Annotated in this window: 26 protein-coding genes; 11 read left to right on the top strand and 15 right to left on the bottom strand. The window is 63.0% G+C overall.

The features are described 5' to 3' along the window. A complete protein-coding gene (locus tag H0W47_RS06095; protein ID WP_296921887.1) occupies positions 1-1,029 on the bottom strand; it encodes a putative sulfate exporter family transporter in 1,029 nt (342 codons plus the stop codon). After that, entirely contained in the window at positions 1,026-1,814 is a 789-nt protein-coding gene (locus H0W47_RS06090; RefSeq protein ID WP_296921885.1) for a GntR family transcriptional regulator, read from the bottom strand. The genes H0W47_RS06095 and H0W47_RS06090 overlap by 4 nt, the downstream gene beginning before the upstream one ends. A gap of 116 nt (positions 1,815-1,930) precedes the next feature. Here H0W47_RS06090 and H0W47_RS06085 point away from each other — a divergent pair, with 116 nt between their 5' ends. The 8 genes from H0W47_RS06085 (at position 1,931) to rpoH (ending at position 8,791) form a co-directional block, all read left to right on the top strand. Beyond that, complete coding sequence (locus H0W47_RS06085) at positions 1,931-2,212, top strand: UxaA family hydrolase (protein WP_296921883.1); 282 nt, start codon at positions 1,931-1,933, stop codon at positions 2,210-2,212. A gap of 139 nt (positions 2,213-2,351) precedes the next feature. Beyond that, positions 2,352-3,527 carry a UxaA family hydrolase gene (locus H0W47_RS06080; RefSeq protein WP_296921882.1) on the top strand — a complete coding sequence of 392 codons (1,176 nt, stop codon included), beginning with the start codon at positions 2,352-2,354 and terminating at the stop codon, positions 3,525-3,527. Positions 3,528-3,696: 169 nt separating this feature from the next. Further along, the gene (locus H0W47_RS06075) at positions 3,697-4,596 is read left to right on the top strand and encodes an NAD(P)-dependent oxidoreductase (protein WP_296921935.1); all 900 of its coding nucleotides are present in this window, start codon (positions 3,697-3,699) and stop codon (positions 4,594-4,596) included. After that, positions 4,596-5,606 (top strand): Ldh family oxidoreductase, encoded by a 1,011-nt coding sequence (locus H0W47_RS06070; protein ID WP_296921880.1) that lies wholly within the window; start codon positions 4,596-4,598, stop codon positions 5,604-5,606. Before H0W47_RS06075 ends, H0W47_RS06070 begins: the two co-directional genes overlap by 1 nt. A 75-nt stretch (positions 5,607-5,681) precedes the next feature. Beyond that, complete coding sequence (locus tag H0W47_RS06065) at positions 5,682-6,656, top strand: tripartite tricarboxylate transporter substrate binding protein (protein WP_296921878.1); 975 nt, start codon at positions 5,682-5,684, stop codon at positions 6,654-6,656. Between the two features lie 117 nt (positions 6,657-6,773). Continuing rightward, positions 6,774-7,232, top strand: a complete 459-nt coding sequence (locus H0W47_RS06060; RefSeq protein WP_296921876.1) for a DUF962 domain-containing protein — start codon at positions 6,774-6,776, stop codon at positions 7,230-7,232. A gap of 59 nt (positions 7,233-7,291) precedes the next feature. After that, entirely contained in the window at positions 7,292-7,588 is a 297-nt protein-coding gene (locus H0W47_RS06055) for a hypothetical protein (RefSeq protein WP_296921874.1), read from the top strand. A gap of 258 nt (positions 7,589-7,846) precedes the next feature. Then, the gene (gene rpoH / locus H0W47_RS06050) at positions 7,847-8,791 is read left to right on the top strand and encodes an RNA polymerase sigma factor RpoH (RefSeq protein ID WP_296921872.1); all 945 of its coding nucleotides are present in this window, start codon (positions 7,847-7,849) and stop codon (positions 8,789-8,791) included. 100 nt (positions 8,792-8,891) lie between these two features. Here the strand turns inward: rpoH and H0W47_RS06045 are convergent, their stop codons facing one another. The 5 genes from H0W47_RS06045 to H0W47_RS06025 form a co-directional block, all read right to left on the bottom strand. Continuing rightward, on the bottom strand, positions 8,892-9,530 hold the full coding sequence (locus H0W47_RS06045; protein WP_296921870.1) for an SCO family protein: 639 nt from the start codon (positions 9,528-9,530) through the stop codon (positions 8,892-8,894). Then, positions 9,527-10,444 (bottom strand): heme o synthase, encoded by a 918-nt coding sequence (gene cyoE, locus H0W47_RS06040; RefSeq protein WP_296921868.1) that lies wholly within the window; start codon positions 10,442-10,444, stop codon positions 9,527-9,529. Before cyoE ends, H0W47_RS06045 begins: the two co-directional genes overlap by 4 nt. Further along, positions 10,441-11,646: a heme A synthase gene (locus H0W47_RS06035; RefSeq protein ID WP_296921933.1), complete on the bottom strand. Its 1,206-nt coding sequence runs from the start codon at positions 11,644-11,646 to the stop codon at positions 10,441-10,443. The genes cyoE and H0W47_RS06035 overlap by 4 nt, the downstream gene beginning before the upstream one ends. A gap of 277 nt (positions 11,647-11,923) precedes the next feature. Further along, complete coding sequence (locus H0W47_RS06030) at positions 11,924-12,598, bottom strand: hypothetical protein (protein ID WP_296921931.1); 675 nt, start codon at positions 12,596-12,598, stop codon at positions 11,924-11,926. Positions 12,599-12,621: 23 nt separating this feature from the next. Further along, the gene (locus H0W47_RS06025; RefSeq protein WP_296921866.1) at positions 12,622-13,380 is read right to left on the bottom strand and encodes an SURF1 family protein; all 759 of its coding nucleotides are present in this window, start codon (positions 13,378-13,380) and stop codon (positions 12,622-12,624) included. Positions 13,381-13,398: 18 nt separating this feature from the next. Between H0W47_RS06025 and H0W47_RS06020 the strand changes: the two genes are divergently transcribed. Continuing rightward, positions 13,399-13,620 (top strand): twin transmembrane helix small protein, encoded by a 222-nt coding sequence (locus H0W47_RS06020; RefSeq protein WP_296921864.1) that lies wholly within the window; start codon positions 13,399-13,401, stop codon positions 13,618-13,620. Positions 13,621-13,659: 39 nt separating this feature from the next. Here the strand turns inward: H0W47_RS06020 and H0W47_RS06015 are convergent, their stop codons facing one another. From H0W47_RS06015 to H0W47_RS05980, 8 genes are all read right to left on the bottom strand, one after another. Continuing rightward, positions 13,660-14,541 carry a cytochrome c oxidase subunit 3 gene (locus tag H0W47_RS06015; protein ID WP_296921863.1) on the bottom strand — a complete coding sequence of 294 codons (882 nt, stop codon included), beginning with the start codon at positions 14,539-14,541 and terminating at the stop codon, positions 13,660-13,662. A gap of 63 nt (positions 14,542-14,604) precedes the next feature. Next, positions 14,605-14,814 (bottom strand): DUF2970 domain-containing protein, encoded by a 210-nt coding sequence (locus H0W47_RS06010; protein WP_296921861.1) that lies wholly within the window; start codon positions 14,812-14,814, stop codon positions 14,605-14,607. Continuing rightward, positions 14,811-15,410 (bottom strand): cytochrome c oxidase assembly protein, encoded by a 600-nt coding sequence (locus tag H0W47_RS06005; RefSeq protein ID WP_296921859.1) that lies wholly within the window; start codon positions 15,408-15,410, stop codon positions 14,811-14,813. The genes H0W47_RS06010 and H0W47_RS06005 overlap by 4 nt, the downstream gene beginning before the upstream one ends. A 3-nt stretch (positions 15,411-15,413) precedes the next feature. Continuing rightward, entirely contained in the window at positions 15,414-15,527 is a 114-nt protein-coding gene (locus H0W47_RS06000) for a cytochrome oxidase small assembly protein (protein ID WP_296921857.1), read from the bottom strand. Between the two features lie 27 nt (positions 15,528-15,554). Further along, the gene (gene ctaD, locus H0W47_RS05995; RefSeq protein ID WP_296921855.1) at positions 15,555-17,186 is read right to left on the bottom strand and encodes a cytochrome c oxidase subunit I; all 1,632 of its coding nucleotides are present in this window, start codon (positions 17,184-17,186) and stop codon (positions 15,555-15,557) included. A gap of 81 nt (positions 17,187-17,267) precedes the next feature. Further along, entirely contained in the window at positions 17,268-18,398 is a 1,131-nt protein-coding gene (gene coxB / locus H0W47_RS05990) for a cytochrome c oxidase subunit II (protein ID WP_296921929.1), read from the bottom strand. Positions 18,399-18,615: 217 nt separating this feature from the next. Beyond that, the gene (locus tag H0W47_RS05985; RefSeq protein ID WP_296921853.1) at positions 18,616-19,116 is read right to left on the bottom strand and encodes a DUF2244 domain-containing protein; all 501 of its coding nucleotides are present in this window, start codon (positions 19,114-19,116) and stop codon (positions 18,616-18,618) included. A 135-nt stretch (positions 19,117-19,251) separates the two neighbouring features. Next, positions 19,252-20,151: a biotin synthase gene (locus tag H0W47_RS05980; RefSeq protein WP_296921851.1), complete on the bottom strand. Its 900-nt coding sequence runs from the start codon at positions 20,149-20,151 to the stop codon at positions 19,252-19,254. A gap of 36 nt (positions 20,152-20,187) precedes the next feature. On the opposite strand from H0W47_RS05980, the gene H0W47_RS05975 reads away from it, so the two are divergent. Together H0W47_RS05975 and H0W47_RS05970 are read left to right on the top strand one after the other, a co-directional pair. Beyond that, positions 20,188-20,946 (top strand): ComF family protein, encoded by a 759-nt coding sequence (locus tag H0W47_RS05975; RefSeq protein ID WP_296921850.1) that lies wholly within the window; start codon positions 20,188-20,190, stop codon positions 20,944-20,946. A gap of 26 nt (positions 20,947-20,972) precedes the next feature. Continuing rightward, a partial coding sequence (locus H0W47_RS05970; RefSeq protein ID WP_296921848.1) for a tRNA (cytidine(34)-2'-O)-methyltransferase occupies positions 20,973-21,188 on the top strand: 216 nt, incomplete at its 3' end.

Raw genomic sequence — 21,188 nt, 5'->3', positions numbered from 1 at the left:
TCAGACTTGGCCCAGGCCCATCAGCAACACGCCGGCCACCACCAGAGCGACGATAAACACCGTTTCGCCCAGCAGCAAGGCCACCGGCTTCCAGCCCAGCTTCAGCAGGTCCTGAAAGCTGGTCTTGACACCGGCCGCGGCAATCGCGGTGACCAACATCCAGCGCGAAGCGTCTCCCGCCACCCGCGTCATGTCGGGGGTGATGGTGCCCACACTTGCGAGCATGACCAGTACGATGAAGGCAAGCAAAAAGCCCGGGATCAGTGGCACCTCGGTGTCCGGCGTTTTGACGCCCGGATGCTTGCGGTAAAGCACTGCGATCACCAGCACCACCGGCATCAGCAGCATCACCCGAAACAGCTTGACCAGCGTCGCGGTGTCACCGGCCTGCGGGCCCAGCATCATGCCTGCGGCTACCACCTGCGCCACGTCATGAATGGAGCCGCCAAGCACGATGCCGGCCTGCGCCGGTGTCAAGCCGATGGCATTCAGGCTGAAGGGGTAGATCACCATGGCGACGGTGGACAGCACCGTCACGCCGACCACGGCCAGCAGGGTGAAACGTTCGTTCTCGCGGGTCTGCGGCAGCACCGATGAGACCGCCAGCGCAGCCGACGCGCCGCAGATGGCGACCGCACTGCCGGTCAACACCCCTTCGTCACGCGCGCAGCCCAGCCAGCGCGCCAGCAGCAGGCCAAAAACGATGGTCAGCACCACCGCCAGCACCATCAGCATTGCCGTCTGCAGGCCAAGCTCGGCCACTTGCCCAAAGGTGATGCGCGCACCCAGTAAAGCCACGCCGACCCGCAGCACCGTGCGGCCGCAAAAGTTGATGCCCTGGACCACGCGCGGATCGCCATTGAGAAAATGGAAGGCCAGGCCGATCAGCAGCGCATACAGCAGCTGCGGGCCGCCATAGTGCTCTGACACAAAAGTGGCCGCGAGAGCGATCACCCCACACACCAGCACGCCGGGAAAATGCGCACCTATTTGCGTGCGCCAGCGGCCAATGACCCTCCCCGGGCTCATGACGTCTTTGGCAACATGCTGACGTAGTCATGTGCCTGTGTGTTGATGGTCGAGACGCGGTACTCCACGGGGCGGTCGCCAAAGGTCAGCGCCATCCGGTGCACTTCCATCACCGGCGTGCCTGCCGGCAGGCCCAGTACACGCGCTACCGCACTGCCCGCCGCGACCGCGCGGGCGCGTTCCTGCGCGCGCAACACGGTGATGCCGAAGTCGGTCTGAAACAGCGCGTAAATGGTGCTGGGCCGCCCGGAAAACCGCTTCTCGGTGAGATGGCGGAACATGGCTGCGGACAAGGTCAACCGGTCATGCAGCACCACACGACCACGCAGCGCCAGCTTGTTTTCTATCCGGAACACGGCTTCACCGGGCTTGATGCGCAGGGCCTTCGCCTCGGCCTCATCGGCGTGCTCGCGCGCAAAGGCGATGCAATCAATGTCCGGAAAAACCTGCTCCTGGGGCATGTCATCTTCCGGGTCCCAGCGCGGCTCCACATGAAAGAACTGGAACATGAAACGCGCGCGATTGTGCGGCGCGACAAAGGTCCCCTTGCCCTGGCGGCGCACCAGCACATGTTCATGCACCAGCTCGTCCACTGCATGGCGCAGGGTACCGATGCTGACCTGCAGGGCCAGGGCCAGCGTGGCTTCGCTGGGCAGGGGCCTTCCCGGCCCGTAGTGGCCGTCTTCAATGATTTTCTGCAGTTCTCGCTTGACCTGGCGATACAGCGGCAGCGAATCATCTGCCGCCGCCACTTTCGGGAGAACGGATTTTTTGTTGGTCTGCACTTCGCCATTTGAACATCGCGCTCAGGTCCAGTACAAGTCATTTATATGAGTTGATTGACAGGCTCTTCCGGTGGCCTAGACTGAGGACTCGATTCAACTATGTCCTCGGGGAAACAATGATTCATTTTGTATTGCATGACGCCAGAGACACCGTGGCGGTGGTGGTGGTGGAAGGTGTGAAGTCGGGCATGGACATGACCGGCTGGATCATGGATGAAGACCGCATGATCGATGTGAAAGCGCAGCAGGACATTCCCATCGGCCACAAGGTGGCACTCAAGGACATGGCCACCGGCGACACCGTCTGGAAATACGGCATCGACATGGGCAAGGTCGTGGCCGACATCAAGGCCGGCCAGCACGCGCACGTACACAACATCAAGACAAAACGCTGGTGACCCCCCGAAGCGGCCTGCGGCCGCCTGCCACCAGGGTGGGCATCGCCAGTGGCCTGGGTCTTTGCACGCGAAGGCGAAGCGGTCACGCTGGGTCAGATCCACGGCGATCACTGAAAAATAATTCATCAAGGAACATGCCATGTCAGTCATCGATAAAAACACCACTTTCCTCGGCTACCGCCGCGAAAACGGCCGGGTCGGCGTGCGCAACCACGTGATCATTCTCCCGCTGGACGACCTGTCCAATGCCGCGGCCGAGGCCGTGGCCCACAACATCAAGGGCGCAATGGCGATTCCGCACCCCTACGGCCGGCTACAGTTCGGTGCCGACCTGGAATTGCATTTCCGCACACTGATCGGCGCGGGCTGCAACCCCAACGTCGCCGCCGTCGTGGTCATCGGCATTGAGGACAGCTGGACCAAGAAGGTGGTGGACGGTATCGCCACGACCGGCAAGCCGGTGACGGGCTTCGGCATCGAAGGCCATGGCGACCACGAGACCATCATGCGTGCCTCCAAAGCGGCACGCGAATATGTGCAGTGGGCCAGCGAAAAGCAGCGCGAGGTCTGCCCGATCTCTGACCTCTGGGTTTCCACCAAGTGCGGCGAGTCAGACACCACCTCCGGCTGCGGCGCCAACCCGACCGTTGGCAACGCCTTCGACAAGCTGCACCCGCTGGGCAACCACCTGTGTTTCGGCGAAACCTCCGAAATCACCGGCGGGGAAAAAATCGTTGCCGACCGCTGCGCCAACGATGCCGTGCGCGAGCGCTTCATGTTCATGTTTGATCGCTACCAGGCCATGATTGACCGCCACAAGACCAGCGACCTGTCGGACTCGCAGCCTACTAAGGGCAACATCGCGGGTGGCCTGACCACCATCGAGGAAAAAGCGCTTGGCAACATCCAGAAAATCGGCAAGAAATGCACGGTGGACGGCGTCATTGACAAGGCCGAGATGCCCACCCACCCGGGGCTGTGGTTCATGGACTCGTCGAGCGCTGCCGCCGAAATGGTCACGTTGTGCGCCGCTTCCGGCTACGCCGTGCACTTCTTTCCCACCGGCCAGGGTAATGTGATCGGCAATGCGATTGTCCCGGTGATCAAGATCTGCTCCAACCCGCGCACAGTGCGTCTGATGAGCGAACACATCGATGTGGACACCTCCGGGCTGCTGCAGCGCGAGATCACGCTGGACCAGGCGGGTGACAAGCTGCTGGAAAGCATGTTGCGCACGGCAAACGGCCGCTTGACGGCGGCTGAGGCACTGGGACATCGCGAGTTTGTACTGACACGCCTGTTCGAATCCGCCTGAATATGGCCCCCACGCTTGTCGCTTCGCGGGCCGCCGGCAGTGCGCTGACCCATTCGCGGGGGGAAAGGGCTGATTTTTCTTGGGGCGGCCCGGCGGAAAATTGCCCAGCCTTTACACCTGTCCAGGAGAGGTCGTGACGGCGCGGGCACGCATTGTCATCAGCGAGTTCATGGACGAGCGCGCCGTGGCGCAGCTGGCCGCCGACCACGACGTCCTCTACGACCCTGTGCTGGTAGATGACATGCCGCGTCTGATGACCGAGGCGCAGCGCGCCGAAGTGCTGATCGTGCGCAACCGCACGCAGGTGCGAAACGCCCTGCTTTCGGCCTTGGGGCGCTGCAAGGTAGTGGGCCGGCTCGGCGTGGGACTGGACAACATCGATGTGGCCGGCTGCGAGGCCAGGCGCATGCGCGTGATCCCGGCCAGTGGCGCCAACGCGCTCAGCGTGGCCGAATACGTCCTCGCCAGCGCGATGATGCTGCTCCGCGCCGCTTATGCGTCCACCCCGGCGGTGGCAGCAGGACTGTGGCCACGCGTCCCCTTGAGCGAGGGGCGCGAGACGGCCGGCCAGACCTTGGGCATCATCGGTTTCGGCGTCATCGGCCAGACCACCGCCCGTCTGGCGCAAGCCTTGGGCATGAAGGTCGTCGCCTTCGACGCCATGCTGGCCAGGGATGCGCCTGCGTTTGCCCAAGCGGGTGTGCAGGCCGTAGGCTTGAATGAGCTGGTGGCCAACGCGGACGTAGTGACACTGCACGTGCCGCTGGTGGACACGACGCGCGGCCTGTTCAACGCTGCCCGAATCGCGACGATGAAACCGGGCGCCATCCTGATCAACACCTCGCGCGGCCACATCGTGGACCTGGCGGCTGTGGCGGTCGCCCTGCGCGCCGGGCGACTGGGCGGCGCAGCCATCGATGTGTTTGACGTGGAGCCGCTGCAGCCCAGCGCGATGCTGCAGGATTGTCCACGGCTGTTGCTGACGCCACATGTGTCCGGCCTCAGCCGTCAGGCCAATGAGCGGGTCTCGTTCATGATCGCCGACAAAATTCTGGAAAGCCTGAAGTAATGTCTCACCTGTCGATGGAAGAAGCGCGCATGCTGGTCACACGCGCACTGTGCAAGGCCGGCGCCGGCGAGGCCATGGCGGCCAGCACGGCCCTGGCCTTGGTCCGGGCCGAGGCGCAAGGCCTGGCCTCGCACGGCCTGAGCCGCGTGGCGCAGTACGCCACGCATTTGCGCAACGGCCGGGCCGACGGTCATGCACAGGCGGTGATCGCCCGCCACAAAGGCGCAGCCCTGCTGGTCGATGCAAACCAAGGCCTGGCCTTTCCCGCCTGCGATCTGGCGGTGGCCACCGCGATCACCACGGCCCAATCACTGGGTGTGTGTTTTGCCGGCGTCACCAACAGCCACCACTGCGGCGTACTGGTGGATCACTTGCGCGCCGTGGCTGACGCCGGCATGGTCGGCCTGGGCTTTGCCAATTCGCCGGCGGCCATGCCGGCAGCGGGCGGCAAACACCCGATTTTCGGCACCAACCCGGTGGCGGCGGCCTTTCCGCGTCGCAACGCCGACCCGCTGATGATCGACCTGTCGCTCAGCGAAGTCGCGCGCGGCAAGGTGATGCTGGCGGCGAAGGAAGGCCGTCCCATTCCCCTGGGCTGGGCGCTGGACAGCAAGGGCCAGCCGACCACCGATGCGCAGGCCGGGCTGGCCGGCTCCATGCTGCCCCTGGGCGCCGTCAGCAGCCCCAAGGGCTCCATGCTGGCGCTGATCGTCGAGCTGCTGGTGACCGCCGTCATCGGTGCCCAGTTCGGCTTCGAAGCCTCGTCGTTTTTCGTCGATGAAGGTGATGCGCCACGCATCGGCCAGGCCTTTGTGGTGATAGACCCCGGGGCGCTGGCTGGCCGGGAGGTGTATGAGGACCGCATGGAAACCCTGATCGCCGAGATGCTGCTCGACGACGGGGTGCGCCTGGCGGGCGCGCGCAGGACAGGCCTGGAGCAACAGGCAACGCAATCTGGGCTGACGATTCCGGAGGCCCTGAAAAACCAGCTCGAAATGCTGGCGGCATAAGCTGGTCGGTGGTGACGCATTCTGCGAGGGCAGGCGTGCATGGACAGGCTTCAACCTGAAAAAGAGGAGACAGACATGAAACGTCGAGACATCGTTGGCGCATCCGCCGCCGGGGCCATGCTGGCCTCGGTCCCGTCCTGGGCCCAGGCGCAGCCCTTTCCGAAACCTGGCAGCACCCTCAAATACGTCGTGCCTTTTGCGCCCGGCGGCCTGACCGACATGATGGCGCGCACCGTGGCGCAAAAACTCACCGAAGCCTGGAAAGTCCCGGTGGTGGTCGAGAACAAGGCCGGCGGCAATGCGCAGATCGGCGCCGAGCAGGTCGCCAAATCGGCGCCCGACGGCAGCAGCCTGCTGGCCATCACGCTGACCCATGCGGCCAATGTGGCGCTGTTCCCGAATGCGCCCTACAGCTTCACCAAAGATCTGCGCCCGGTCGCGCTGCTGGCCGGTTCTCCCATGCTGGTGGTGGTGCCGGCCGGCAGCCCCATCAAGGACTTCAAGGACCTGATCGCCGTGTCGAAAACAAAGCAGCTCAACGCCGGCTCCAGCGGCAACGGCACACCGCCGCACCTGACCATGGCGCTGTTCAACGACCTGAACAAGACGCAGATGACGCATGTCCCGTACAAGGGTGGCGCACCCTCCATGACCGACCTGATCGGCGGACAGCTCGATGTGATCTTCTCCAACTTTCCGGAGTCGATTGCCCACGTCAAGGGTGGCAAGCTGCGCGCCCTGGCCATCTGCAGCCTGAGCCGCCATCCCATGGTCCCGGACGTGCCGACGGCCATGGAGGCGGGCATGCCGGGACTGTTTGTTGAAAACTGGACCGGCGCGATGATCCAGGCCAAAACGCCGGACGCCATCGTGGACCTCTATTCGCGCGAAATGATCAAGATCATGTTCAGCGCCGAGGTCGAGGAACGCGCGCGCCTGCAGGGCTTCCGCGTCACAAGCAAAGGCGCGGACGAGTTCGGGGCGTTCCTCAAAAGCGAGATCGACCGCTGGAGCCGCATCATCCGCACTGCCAGGATTACCGCCAGCTGAAGCGTCACCCAGGCGTCAGAGGGCGGGCCGCAAACCGTGATTCCCCTGATGACCTGTTGCAGCGGAATGCCTTAAAGTGATTCTGATGCCGGATTCCTTCCGGCGCTGGAGAGCATCATGACAATCAGCGCTTCCCCCGACTCCGCCGGCGTGCGCCGCGTGGACCAGTTGCTGGCGCATTACGAGGAAAGCCACCGCAACCCGGCAAACGAAATCATTCATTTCATCGCCATCCCCCTCATCATGCTGAGCTTGGTCGGCATGATGTTTGCCCTGCATCCCTATGTGGCCTATGCCTTCATCGCGGCGAGCATGGTGTATTACGTGCGCTTGTCGCTGGCGTTTCTGGTGACCATGCTGCTGTGGTCGGCGCTCAGCGTGGCAGTGCTGTTTGCCATGGGTTCGCTGGTGTTGGAGCTGTCGGTCGCGATTTTTGTCGGCGCCTGGATACTGCAATTCATCGGCCACAAGCTGGAAGGCAAGAAACCGTCGTTTTTCGAGGACATCCAGTACCTGTGGGTGGGCCCGCTGTTTGTGCTGAGCAAGCTTTTCACCAAACTGGGCCTGCGCTGGTAACTTGAAGTGCAACCATTGGCCCGCATCTGGTTCCAACTGGTTTTAACGGGAACCCACACTTGCCCTCCTTCATCAGCAGCTTTCTGCGTTTTGTCCTGCGTCTGGTTCTCTGGGTGTTTGCGGCGGTGTTTGCCGTGAGCCTGCTGGCTGCGGCCCTGGTCGTGATGACCCTGGGCCTGCTCAAGGCCCTGATCACTGGCAAAAAACCCCAACCCATGGTGTTCGGGCGCTTCCAGAAATTTTCACCTGACTCCTTCTGGACGCGCCCCGGCGCCCCAGGCAGCACGGCGGCGCGCGACGCCGAAGTGGTCGATGTGGAAGTCCGCGAAATACGCGGCGACAAACGCCTGCCCTGACCTCAAGCGCCTGCTCCCCGCCTCGTCCGGCGGATACGCTGCAGCCGCTTGCCCGCGCAAGAGCCCCTGTTCGGCCGCCTGCAATGTGGTTGCTCTCCTACATGAGCGGCGGGAACCAAGGCGCAGGATAAAGTACCAATAGAAGTGACTCAGGGTTTACTCGTATAGCCTGACCCTATGCAACGTCATTGAACCTATTGTTTAGCACTCTCTCTAACAGAGTGCTAATATTTGACTTCAGAAAAGGAGTTTTGCCTCATGTCCTATGCACTTTCCCCCAAAGTGACACCCGCCAGCTCGGCCTTGGCGAGCGCCAATCCGTGGTCGCTGCTGCCGCCTCTGGGCAATCTGGACGCTTACATTTCTGCGGTCAACCGCCTACCCATGCTGACTCTGGAGCAGGAGCAGGAGTTCGCGCGCAGCCTGAAGGACAACAACGACCTTGACGCTGCCGGGAAGTTGGTGCTCTCTCACTTGCGCCTGGTCGTGGCGACTTCCCGTAAATACCTGGGTTACGGCCTGCCCCACGCCGACCTGATCCAGGAAGGCAATATCGGCCTCATGAAGGCGGTCAAACGCTTCGATCCGGACCAGGGGGTACGTTTGGTCAGCTATGCGTTGCACTGGATCAAGGCCGAGATGCACGAGTACATCCTGAAGAACTGGCGCATGGTCAAGGTGGCGACCACCAAAGCCCAGCGCAAGCTGTTTTTCAACCTGCGCTCCATGAAGCAGGGCTTCAAGGACGACGCCGATGTGGCGACGCACCGGGACACCCTGACCGAAGACCAGATCAGCTCGATGGCGAAAACCCTCAACGTCAAACGCGAGGAAGTCATCGAGATGGAGCAGCGCATGTCGGGCGGCGACGTGCTGCTCGATCCCAGCCCGAGTGATGACGGTGAAGACGCCTTCGGCCCGATTGCCTACCTGTCTGATGCGACACAGGAGCCGACGCAGCTGATGGAGTCGCGCCAGCGCGATTACCTGGCCAGCGACGGCATCACGACGGCGCTGGAAGGCCTGGATGACCGTTCACGCCGCATCGTCGAGGAACGCTGGCTCAAGGTCAACGACGACGGCTCAGGCGGCATGACGCTGCACGACTTGGCGGCCGAGTACAAGGTCAGCGCGGAGCGTATCCGCCAGATCGAGGTGGCGGCCATGAAAAAAATGAAGAAGGTCCTGGCCGCTTATGCCTGAGCGAGCCTGACTCCTTGCCCGTGATGCCGCGACAGCGGCCATCGCGCAAAGCCTGCATTCGACCATCGTCTGCAGGCTTTTTTTTGCCCGCAGGAAGGACTTAATGGCCCTTGAGCAGCAGCTTGACGTCGCCCGCCAGGGCCGGCGCGCCGCTGCCGTAGCGGCTGTACAGTCGCACCCGGCCCTGCGGGTCGAACACATAACTCCCGGCGGAATGGTCCAGCGTATAGCTGCCCGGCGTCTTGCCCTCGACCTTCTTGTAGAAAATCTTGAAGTCTTTGGCCACCTGCGGCAACTTGTCGAGGTCCGGGCGCAGCGCCAGAAAGCCCGGATCGAAATTGGCCATGTAGGCTTTCAGCACCTCGGGCGTGTCGCGCTCCGGGTCCAGCGAAACGAACAGCCCCTGCAGGCGGCCACCGTCGGCGCCCAGCATTTTTTTGATCTCGGCCAGCTCGGCCATCGAGGTCGGGCAGACATCTGGGCACTGGGTGAAGCCGAAGAAAATGACGACCACCTTGCCGGCGAAGTCCTTGATGCTGCGCATCTGGCCGTTGTGGTCGGTCAGCGCAAAGTCCTTCGCGTAGTCAGCGCCGGTGATGTCGATGCTGGCAAACTGCGGTTTGGCATCGGTACAGCCAGAAATCAGGCCAAAAAAGCCGCCAGCCCCCGTCAACAAAGCGCCACCAGCTATCAACTTGATAGCATTCCTTTTGCCGGAAGAAATCGGAGAGAGGCTCATACGAGGTAGTGGTCCAGCAGCAGTGCCGCAAACAGGGCGGAGAGGTGAATCAGTGAAAAGCGGAAGGTCTTGCGAGCCAGCGCGTCGGAATAGTTGCGCCACAGCCGCCAGGCGTACCAGCTGAACCCGAAACTCAAGACAATGGCCGCGGCCAGGTAGAGCCAGCCACTCATCTTGAAAACAAAGGGCATCAGGCAGGCGGCAAATAGCACCAGCGTATAGAGAAAGACCTGCAGGCGCGTGAACTCGTTGCCGTGGGTCACCGGCAACATGGGCAGGCCGGACTTGCGGTAATCCTCCACCCGGTACAGCGCCAGCGCCCAGAAATGCGGCGGCGTCCACAGGAAGATGATCAGGAACAAAATCAACGCCTCGGGCGCCACGTTGCCCGTCATCGCGGCCCATCCCAGTACGGGCGGCATGGCGCCGGATGCGCCGCCGATCACGATGTTTTGCGGCGTCAGCGGCTTCAGGATGACGGTGTAGACCACCGCATAACCGACAAAGGTCGCAAACGTCAGCCACATGGTCAGCGGATTCACCCACACATACAGGATCACCGAGCCGCCGGCGCACAGCACGCTGGAAAACGCCAGCGTCAACGGGTTGCTGATCTGCCCCTGCGCCGTGGCGCGCCAGGCCGTGCGTTTCATTTTCGAATCAATCTGCTGCTCCACCAGGCAGTTGAAGGCCGCGGCTGCGCCCGCCACCAGCCAGATGCCGACACAGGCGATCAGGGCCAGCCTGATCTCTGCCCAGCCCGGTACGCCGGGCACCGCCAGCACCATGCCGATCAACGCGCAAAACACGATGAGTTGCACCACGCGCGGCTTGGTCAGCGCATAGAACTGCGCGAACTTCGACGGCACAAAAGCCGGGATCGCCACGGAGGCAGAGGAATCTGAGGGGTTCATAAGGAGGAAGCCCTCAATTTTGCCGCAGTTGCGGGGTGCGGCACCCGCCTGCTGGAAAAAAGCGCCCCGGTCAGCACCACCGCCAGTGCCGCTGCACCGCCGGTGTGTGACACCGCAGCGACCAACGGCCAGCCGAGCACCACATTGCTCAGGCCGGTGGCGAACTGCCACAGCGCCAGACCGGCCGTCCAGTTGCCATAAGAACGCATCGCGGGAATGCGCCTGAGCTGCCAGGCCAGCGCCAGCAAGGCGGTAAACACCACATAAGCAGCGATCCGGTGCACATAGTGAATCGCCGTCAGCGCCTGAAAGCTGATGTTGTCGCCGTCCCGCCCGACACCCAGATGACGCCAGAGCGTGAAGCCCTCGCGGAAATCCATGGCCGGCCAGAAGCTGCCCTGGCAGGCCGGAAACTCGTTGCAGGCCAGCACCGCATAGTTGGTGCTGACCCAGCCGCCCAGGGCGATCTGCAGCCACAGCAGCACAAAGGTCGCCACCAGCAAAATCCGGACACCGCTGGACAACACCGCCGGTCGCGTCGCCTCGTGGGCCTGCGCATACCGCACCGCCTGCGCCTGCAACAAGGCCAGCAGGATCAGCCCGCCCAGCAAATGCAGGGTCACGATCAGCGGAAACAGCTTCATGGTGACCGTCAGTGCGCCGAAAGCGCCCTGGATGCAGACCCAGACCAGGGTTGCCAGCGGCCACCACACAGAAATAACGCCCCCACACTCTTCACTGCGTGTAAGTCGCTGCCCCCCGGGGGGGCCGCTGCGCCTGCGGCCCGGCAAAGCCGGTTCCGCGGCCCCGGCTGGCCTGGAGCCCTTCTGCGCACGGCGTGCAAGCCAGGTTGCCACCGCCAGTGTCAGGATCAATACACCCACGCCGGTGGCCAGGTAGCGGTGGATCATTTCTATCCAGGCCTTGGAATGGGTCACCGGCCCGGTGGGCATGGCCGCCTGCGCCTCACTGATCGGCTGGGCGGCGCCCACGGGGCTGGCGTGGCCGTAACAGCCCGGCCAATCGGGGCACCCCAGGCCCGAATCGGTCAGCCGCGTGAAGGCGCCAAACAACACCAGGTCGAAGGTCAGGAACAGCGTCAGCAGGGTCAGTACACGCAGGCGCCGCGCCATCGGCTGGTTTTTGTTGCGCAGCCAGACCCAGGCCAGCGGGCCCAGCGCCAGCACCAGGCCCATGCCCATCAGGCGCAGCGTCGGGCTGAGGTTGTAGAGATCGGTCACGGCGCTCCCACGGTCGCGCACTTCGTGTCGCTGCCTGCCCCCCGAGGGGGCCGCCCGCCTGCGGCCCGGCAAAGCCGGTTCCGCGGCTCGAACTGGCAAAAACGAGGATGTGTCGTGCCCGGCTTCTGCAAGCGGGGGCCGCGGGTCTGGCTCTGCCAGCCCGCAGGCGCAGCGGCCCCCCCGGGGGGCAGCGCATTACACGCAGCCGAAGGCGCAGTGAAAAGCGTGGGGGTCATATCTAGCGGCCTGCTTTATCCCAGGAGTTGGAAGCACGCAACAGGCGCTCCAGATCGCGCTTGGCCTGCGCCGCGCCGGCAGCGTCCATGTTGGCCGGGAAACGCATCATCCAGTTGCCAATCGGGTCCACCACATACACGTGGTCCGCGAGCTTGTGCCCCTCTGCGGGCCGCAGCCACTGCTCCAGACCCGCCACACGCAGTACGGTGGCCCCTTGCAGGGCGGTGTTGAGTGCCGACGGGATCGCCGCCTCATCGCTGACCAGCCAGACGCGGTCCAGCCGGTCTTTTTCGCGGCCCAGCGATTCGCGCAACTGGCGCTGGAAATACAGGTGCTGCTGGCAGACAGTGTCGCAGGCCCCGCCGGCCACACTGACCAACAGCCACTGCCCCTTGAGCGCGGGCAATTCGATACGCTGGCCCTCAGGCGACACGGCGGCCAGCGCCGGCAGCGGCCGCTGCGGATCGACCAGCTCGCCGTAATTGCGCCGTCCTTCCGGACGGATCACGTAGTAGGTGAAGTAGGAGGCAATCACCGGTGCGGCACACACCAACAGCACGGCCAGCATTTTCCAGCGACCCCTTCGCGTGTCGGGCCGCGCCATCGCAGCGGCCGCACCGGCCTGCGGCAGGCTGTGCACGGTCAGGTCCAGTGGCTGGTCACGGCCGGCTGGCACGGGGGAGGGAGGCTGGGAAGGAGTCACGTTGAATCGCCATCGGAAACAGAAGAAGGGACAGAAGACCTGCGACGCGGAAGCAGCAGCTGGAACCAGACATACAGACCGACCAGCAAGGCGCACAGCGCAAACCACTGGAAGGCATAGCCGTAATGCTTGTCGACGCCGGTATTGGGCGCCGGCCAGTTGCGCAGCAAGCCCTCGCTGGCGGCGCCGGTCTGCAGCAAGGACACCGGGAGCAGCTGCAAACCGGTTTCGGCAGCAAAAGCCGTCAGGTCGAGATTTTGCCGGATGCGGCCTTGCGCTGCCCCGTCAAACTCATATAGCTTGGACGGTGGCGGGGCCATGCGTCCGCTGACGCTGACCACACCGTCGGGCGTCAGCACGGCGGGCAAGCGGGTGCGGTCGGTGAAGTCACGCAGCACCCAGCCGCGCTGTACCAGAACTGCCCGATCCGTGCCGGCAAGCAGCAGCGGCGTCATCACCCAGAAGCCGGACTTGCCGTCCATGGGCCGGTTGTCCAGGTAGACCGTGTGCGCAGCTTGCCAGTGGCCTTGCAGCGTGGCCTCGCGGTGCATCACATTTGCTACGTTTTTGATAGCTGCTAACACTTGTCCATCAAGGGCTGGAAGCCTTTTTTGTGCATCAATGGCAGCCTGCAGCGTCTGTTTCTGCGCGGCGCGGCGCATTTGCCACTGGCCCAGAGAAAAAGTCAGGGCGACCATCAGCACGGTCGCCAGCGTCAGCACCACAAAACGCGGCTGGAGCAGGCGTGGACTCATGCGCGGATAATCCGGTTCATGAATTACCTCGTTGCATTCGCGTTTTTGGCCATTCTCGCCAGCCTGGCCTCAGCGCTGTTTTTCATGCTGAAGGACGGCACGGGCGGCAAGGCGAAAACCAGCAACATGGCACGCGCGCTGGCATTTCGTGTCGGCTTTTCCATCGTGCTGTTCATCTGCATCCTGATCGCCTGGAAGATGGGTTATATCCAGCCTACCGGCATTCCGGCGGGCAAGTAAAAAAAGCGCCTCGCGGCGCTTTTCTTCTGGGGGGCCGGGTTACATCCAATACACAAGGATGTAGAGGCCGAGCCACACCACGTCCACAAAATGCCAGTACCAGGCCGCACCCTCGAAACCGAAGTGGCGGTCGGCTGTGAAGTGGCCGCTTTGCAGGCGCAGCGTGATGAACAGCAGCATCAACATGCCGACAAACACATGGAAGCCGTGGAAACCGGTCAGCATGAAGAAGGTCGAGCCGTAGACGCCGGAGCTCAGTTTCAGGTTCAGGTCACTGTAGGCGTGGAAATATTCATAACCCTGCACACACAGGAAAATGATGCCGAGCAGCACCGTCACCCACATGAAGGCGATGGTCTTGCCGCGGTGGTTTTCACGCAGCGCGTGGTGGGCAATCGTCAGCGTCACGCCCGAGGTCAGCAGCAACGCGGTGTTGATGGTCGGCAGCCAGAACGGGCCCATGGTGGTGAAGGGCTCGATGATGTCGGCGGGGGAGCCGGTCACGCCGGGGACGGAGCTGGGCCAGACCGCCTTGAAGTCAGGCCAGAGCAGCGCGTTTTCCAGGCTGCCCAGCGCAGGCAGTGAGTGGGAGCGCGCCCACCACAGCGCCGTGAAGAAGGCGCCGAAAAACATCACTTCCGAGAAGATGAACCAGCTCATGCTCCAGCGGTAGGACAACTCGATCTTGTGCCCGTACAGGCCGCCTTCGCTTTCGCGCGCCGCTGCGCGAAACCAGAAGAACAGCACCGTCAGCCACCAGACCATGCCAAAGGCCAGCGACCAGGCCCCCCAACCGGAGCCGTTGATCCACTGACCCGCACCCAGGATCACGAAGAACAGCCCGACAGCCGTCATCACCGGGTAAGCCGAGGGCGCCGGAACAAAATAATACGGGGTGCCTGTATGCGCTGCTGAAGACATTTCCAACTCCTGTTTTCGCTAAATTCTTGAAATCAATAGATCAAAGGCGTGGTGGCCTGCGGCCTACTTGCCAACCACCCAGGTCGCCAGAAGCATCAGGCTACCGACAAACACCAGCAGACCGACCAGCCCCACCACAACGATGTGCACCGGGTTGAGCTGCGCCACGTCCTGCTCGTAGTCACTGCGGGCACGCAGGCCGACAAAGGACCAGCCGACCGCCTTGACGGTGCGCCAGATCGAGCCCCTGCGCTGAGTCACCGGCGTGCTCACGCGCCCGACTCCACTCTGGAAGCCCGGTTAACAGCGGCCACCGGCGCCGCCGGCGTCTTGCCACCGACTTCGAAGAAGGTATAGGACAGCGTGATGGTGGTCACGTCTTTGGACAGCTTGGGATCAATTACAAAGGCCACGGGCCACTGCTTTTTTTCGCCGGGCGCCAGCGTGTACTGGCTGAAGCAGAAACACTCGAGCTTGTTGAAATGTGAACCCGCCTGCATGGGCGCATAACTCGGAATCGCCTGGGCCGACATGGTGCGGTTCTGCACGTTCTGGAACTCATACATCACCGTGGCCAGTTCGCCCGGATGGACCTTGATCGAGCTGACCGCAGGCCTGAACATCCACGGACCGCGCGCATTGGCGTCAAACTCGACCGTGATGCTGCGGGTGGTGTCGACTTGCGTGTTGGCCGACATCTTCGGCGTGGCGCCGGGAATCTGCCGGTCACCGAGGGCCAGCACATTGATGCCGGTCATTTCGCAAATCGCCTTGTAGATGGGCACCAGCGCGTAACCGAAGCAGAACATGCCGAGCACAATCACGCCCAGCTTGCCCACCATGCGGAAATTTTCGCGCTTCAGGCCCATGTTTTACCCCCGGCCGAAGAACACAAGCTTGGCCATGAAGCCAAGAAAAAACACGACCGCAATCGAGGCCAGGGTCAGGCCAAGCCGCAGGTTGTTCTTTTTCTGTTCAGGTGTCATGGCGCGCATGGTCCGGTCTAGGGACGATTATCCGATCACCTTGGTCGCTGTGGCGTCCAGGCGCGGTGGTGTCTCGAAGGTATGGAAAGGCGCGGGCGATGGAACTTCCCACTCCAGGCCTTCGGCGCCGGCGCCGTCCGGATCATTCCAGGGGCGTTGCGGTGCTTTCTCGCCCTTGCCCATCATGGTCGGCAGGACGATGAACAAGAAGAAGTAGACCTGCGCGATGCCGAAGAAGAAGGCGCCGACGCTGGCGATCGCGTTGAAATCGGCGAACTGCATCGGGTAGTCGGCGTAGCGGCGCGGCATGCCAGCCAGACCCAGGAAGTGCATCGGGAAAAAGGTCACATTGAAGGAGATCAACGACCACCAGAAGTGAATCTTGCCTCGGCGTTCGTTGTACATCACACCGGTCCACTTGGGCGCCCAGTAGTAATAACCGGCGAACAGCGCATACAGGGATCCGGCCACCAGCACATAGTGGAAGTGGGCCACCACGTAGTAGGTGTCCTGCAGCTGGATGTCAATCGGCGCCACGGCCAGGATCAGGCCGGTAAACCCACCCATGGTAAACACAAAAATGAAGCCAACCGCAAACAACATGGGCGTCTCGAAGGTCATCGAGCCCTTCCACATGGTCGCGATCCAGTTAAAAATTTTCACACCGGTCGGCACCGCAATCAGCATGGTCGAGTACATGAAGAACAGCTGGCCAGTCACCGGCATGCCGGTGGTGAACATGTGGTGAGCCCACACGACAAAACTCAGGATGGCAATGGAGCCGGTGGCGTACACCATGGAGGCGTAGCCGAACAGACGCTTGCGTGCGAATGCCGGAATGATCTGGCTGACGATGCCGAAGGCCGGCAAGATCATGATGTATACCTCGGGGTGGCCGAAGAACCAGAAGATGTGCTGATACATCACCGGGTCGCCGCCGCCGGCGGGGTTGAAGAAGCTGGTGCCGAAGTGGCGGTCCGTCAGCGTCATGGTGATGGCGCCGGCCAGAACAGGCATCACGGCGATCAGCAGGTAAGCGGTGATCAGCCAAGTCCAGCAGAACATCGGCATCTTCATCAGGGTCATGCCGGGAGCGCGCATGTTGAGGATGGTCACGATGATGTTGATCGACCCCATGATGGACGAGGCACCCAGGATGTGCAGGGCAAAAATGCCGGCATCCATTGAGGGGCCCATCTGCAGGGTCAGTGGCGCGTACAGCGTCCAGCCGGCTGCGGGGGCGCCGCCGGGCATGAAGAAGGAGCCAACAATCATCAGGCCGGCAGGAATCAGCAGCCAGAAGCTGAAGTTGTTCATGCGCGCAAACGCCATGTCGGCCGCGCCGATCTGCAGCGGGATCATCCAGTTCGCGAAGCCGACAAAAGCCGGCATGATCGCGCCGAACACCATGATCAGGCCGTGCATGGTGGTGAGTTGGTTGAACAGCTCCGGGTTCACCAGTTGCAGGCCGGGCTGAAACAGCTCTGCACGGATACCTAGCGCCAGCATACCGCCCACCATAAACATGGCAAAGCTGAACAACAGGTACAGCGTACCGATATCCTTGTGGTTGGTCGCGAAGACCCATCGGCGCCAGCCCGTTGGGGCGTGGTCGTGGTCGTCATGCGCGTGATCATGATGGTCGAGAACTGCACTCATCTTGGCTTCCTTTGGTGGCTTGTGCCTGTAGCTTTGTCTTTGCGGCTGACCGGGGGTCGAGCCTGAATCTGAAAAAGTGTCTTACTTGCGTGCGGCCTGGAATTCCGCAGGCTGCACAATCTGGCCGGTCTGGTTGGACCAGCTGTTTTTGGTGTAGGTCGCAACGGCGGCGAGATCGGTGTCGCTCAGTGTCTTCCACGGCGGCATGGCACCACCGGCTGCGCCATTGAGCAGGATGGCGATCTGTTTGCCGTGGTCCTTGTCAGCCACGAGGGCCGAGCCGTCCAACGCCTTGATCGGGCCGGCGCCCTTGCCGGTCGCCTGGTGGCAGGCAGCGCAATTGGCGGCATAGACCTTCTCGCCGCGAGCCTTCAACTCGGGCAAAGCCCAGACCTTGGAAGGATCGTCAGCTTTCGCGGCGGCTTCCTTGACCTTGACGCCCACCCACTTGCTGTAGTCCTCGGCAGACAGGACCTTGACATGGATGGGCATGTAAGCGTGTTCCTTGCCGCACAACTCGGCACACTGGCCATAGAAGTCGCCAGTTTTTTCAGCACGGAACCAGGTGTCACGCACAAAGCCGGGGATCGCGTCCTGCTTGATGCCGAAAGCCGGCACCATGAAGGCGTGGATCACATCGTTGGCAGTCGTGATGATGCGGATTTTGCGGTCCACCGGCACCACCAGCGGGTTGTCGACCTTGAGCAGGTAGTCATCGACGCCCTGCCCCTTGGCTGGGCCGCCCTTGTTGGACATTTCGCGGTGCGTGCTGTCCAGCGTTGACACAAAGCCGATGCCTTCGCCCTCGCCCTTGATGTAGTCGTAACCCCATTTCCACTGCATGCCGGTGGCCTTGATGGTCAGATCGGCGCTGGTGGTGTCCTTGGAGGCAACCAGCACCTTGGTGGCTGGCAGCGCCATCAATATGACGATGACGAAGGGAACAATGGTCCAGATGATCTCGACTGTGGTGGACTCATGGAAGTTCGCCGACTTGTGGCCCACCGACTTGCGGTGCTTCCAGATGGAATAAAACATCACGCCGAACACCGCCAGGAAAATCACCAGGCAGATGATCATCATGAACCAGTGCAGCCACTGCTGCTCTTCGGCGATCTTGGTCACAGCAGGATGCAGGTTGAGCTGATTCACGGCCGGGCCGCCCGGCAAATCGTTGACCGCATGGGCGGCCGTGCTGACCCAGACGCCCATCAGGGCTGCAGCGGTGGCAAGCCCGGAACCGGCTTTCGCAGCCACTGACATCAAACCCCGGCCTGCGTGCTTCATTCCCGATCCTATCGTTGTACGTGCGTTCATCGTGATCACTTTTATTGCCTCAATTACCGACTGATTAAGCAGCTGATTATAAAGTTAGCCATGTGGCCCACTGCATCAGCCCTCCACTTCACGCCCTGCTTCCGGCTCCGTCTCAGCATCCGCGCAAGGCGTGGCGGATCTCGCGGGCCAATGCCGGCCTCAAGTCGGGACGCACATGTCGCCCCACACTGACCGACCTGCCCTGCCCCGATACTTCGATCAGCGAGCCGTCACCACACCTGGGCTCAACACGCACCCACTGCCGGTTGAATTCCGCACGCTCCAAGCGCCCCGCGCTTTCGAGTTCAACCACCAGATGCCCGCCCTGCAACACGATGCGCTCCCCGTCCGTGGCATGCCGGGCATAGGCAGAAAAGGCCGCCCCAACCACCAGCAATTCCAGGCACGCAAATGGCATCACCAGAGTCGCACCCTGGGACCAGAAGAACCCTGCAATACCCAGCGACAGCACGCACAGCGACACGTACAGCCACACCAGCTGCGCCGGTGTGACCGAGCAATTGCGCTTGAGAAGCCATTGGACCGCCGGCTGGCCCTGACCGTCCTGGCCGGAAGCCGTGGCGAAACGAAAAGCCGGAGAGACGTGCGGCACGGGGCAAGACTCAAAAAATGGCGCCGATCAAACACTTTCGGCCGCGGGTGCGTGGGAACATACCCAAAAATTGTGTCTGGATTGTAGCCGGGTTTACCCCGTGCAAAGCCATGGGGGGACAGGCCAGCCCTCCCCTCAGGGTCGATGCCGAGAACCCTGCAACATCGCACGCATGTCCGCCACGGAAACCGCGCTCATGGCACTGACTTTGACCTTGGGCTGCGCCTTCATCGCATGCCCGTAGATGATTTCAAAGGTCAATTCCAGGCGGCCATCCGCGTCGCGCGGCAAGCGCGCGTCCAGCGCCTGCAGCAGGCGGGCTTTCCAGGCACGGCTGCGCAGTGCCGGAAACCGCAGCGGGTGAAAATTGCGCCCAAGTTCGCGCAACTCCTGCAACAGCCGCTCGGGTGTTTCAAAGGTCAGCGTGATGCGCTCCATGTCCATCACCGGCTCCGCAAAACCGGCCTGCACCAGCATGTCGCCCCAGTCGTGCATGTCGGTCAGTTGGTGGCCGGCCGGCGGCCAGCCGAGTGCGGCGTAGATGTCACGCAACTCACGTGCGGTATCCGGCCCGAGGCAGGAAAACATCAGAAAGCCCCCCACCCGGATCGCCCGGTGCCACTCGGCGATCAGAACCTGCGGGTCGGCGGCCTCGTGCAGAGCCATGTTGGCCCAAAGCATGTCTGCGGTCCCCGGCGGCGGCGCGTCGAATCGCACGCCCGGGCCGGTCCAGCGCTTCGGATGCCACCAGGGAACCGCTATGCTTTTGATAGCTTCTCGCGCACGTCCCGCATGGGCTTCGAGCACAAAACACGTTGAATCTGGATAGCGGTCTGCGAGCCGGGCATGGGCCACCACACCGCCGCGCAGGGCGCCCCAGTGCAGCCAGGCTTGCGGTTGCAGCCGTATCCATTGCAGTCGGTCCAGCATGCGCTGCGCCACTTCCTCATGCAACCACGGCGAGGCAGCCGGCGCCACACGCTGCCAGCGCGCCGCGGCAGTCGGGTCGAGGGTGGGCGGGCGTTCTGTGGGCATGAGGGCTGGAAAACAATCGCCGAGTATATTGACACGATGTCGCTGCGCCTGCTTTATCCGGTTTCGCCGGCCTCGCTGCTGCGGTCAGTGGCCAGCCAGTGCGCTGTCTGCCACAGCTGGCCGGCACGCCGGGTGTGCGCCGCCTGCGTCAGCCGCTTCGGCCAGGTACACGCGCGCTGCATCAGCTGCGCGCTCACGCTCCCGGCCGCCCTGTCCAAGGGTCGCGGGCTGCCTTCACTGCGCTGCGCCGCCTGCGTGCGCCAGCCGCCGCCCCTGGACGCCTGTTTTGCGGCCGTGCCCTACGCCTATCCCTGGTCGGACCTGGTGGCCCGCTACAAGTTCGGCAACGACCCGGCCTGGGCGAACAACTTCGCCGCGCTGCTGCTGGAGGTTCCCGGGGTGCGCAACACGCTGCACGGCCTGCGTCCTGACGACTTGCTGATCCCCCTGCCGCTGTCGGCGCAGCGGCTGCAGTCGCGCGGCTTCAACCAGGCCTGGGAACTCGCCACGTCGCTGGCGCGGCAAAGCGGCACCCTGGCCCGGTCTGACGCCCGCCTGCTGCTGCGCATCCGGGACACCGCGCCGCAAGCGCGGCTCGGGCGCGAAGCCCGCCTGCGCAATCTTCAGGACGCCTTTGCCGTTGACCCCCTGCGGGTGGCGGACCTTCGCGGCCGCCGCGCCCTGCTGGTCGACGACGTGATGACCAGCGGCGCCTCCCTGTTTGCTGCCGCACAGGCCTTGCGTGAAGCCGGCGCAGCGACTGTGACTGCGATGGTTTTCGCCCGAACCGAATAGCCACTGTCGGCGGCGACAATCAGCCCATGTTCAACATTGTTCTGGTCGAGCCCGAAATCCCGCCCAACACGGGCAACGTGATCCGCCTTGCTGCGAACACCGGCTGCCGGCTGCACCTGATTGAGCCGCTGGGGTTTTCGATGGACGACAAACACATGCGGCGCGCCGGGCTGGATTACCACGAGTACGCCGAGCTCACGCGCCACGCCAACTGGGCCGCGTTTCTGACGGCGGCGCAGCCC

The organism is Polaromonas sp. (genome assembly GCF_013817205.1).
Classification (GTDB): domain Bacteria; phylum Pseudomonadota; class Gammaproteobacteria; order Burkholderiales; family Burkholderiaceae_C; genus Polaromonas.
Note: the sequence above shows the minus strand (reverse complement) of the source record. Positions and strands in the feature narration are given on the sequence as shown.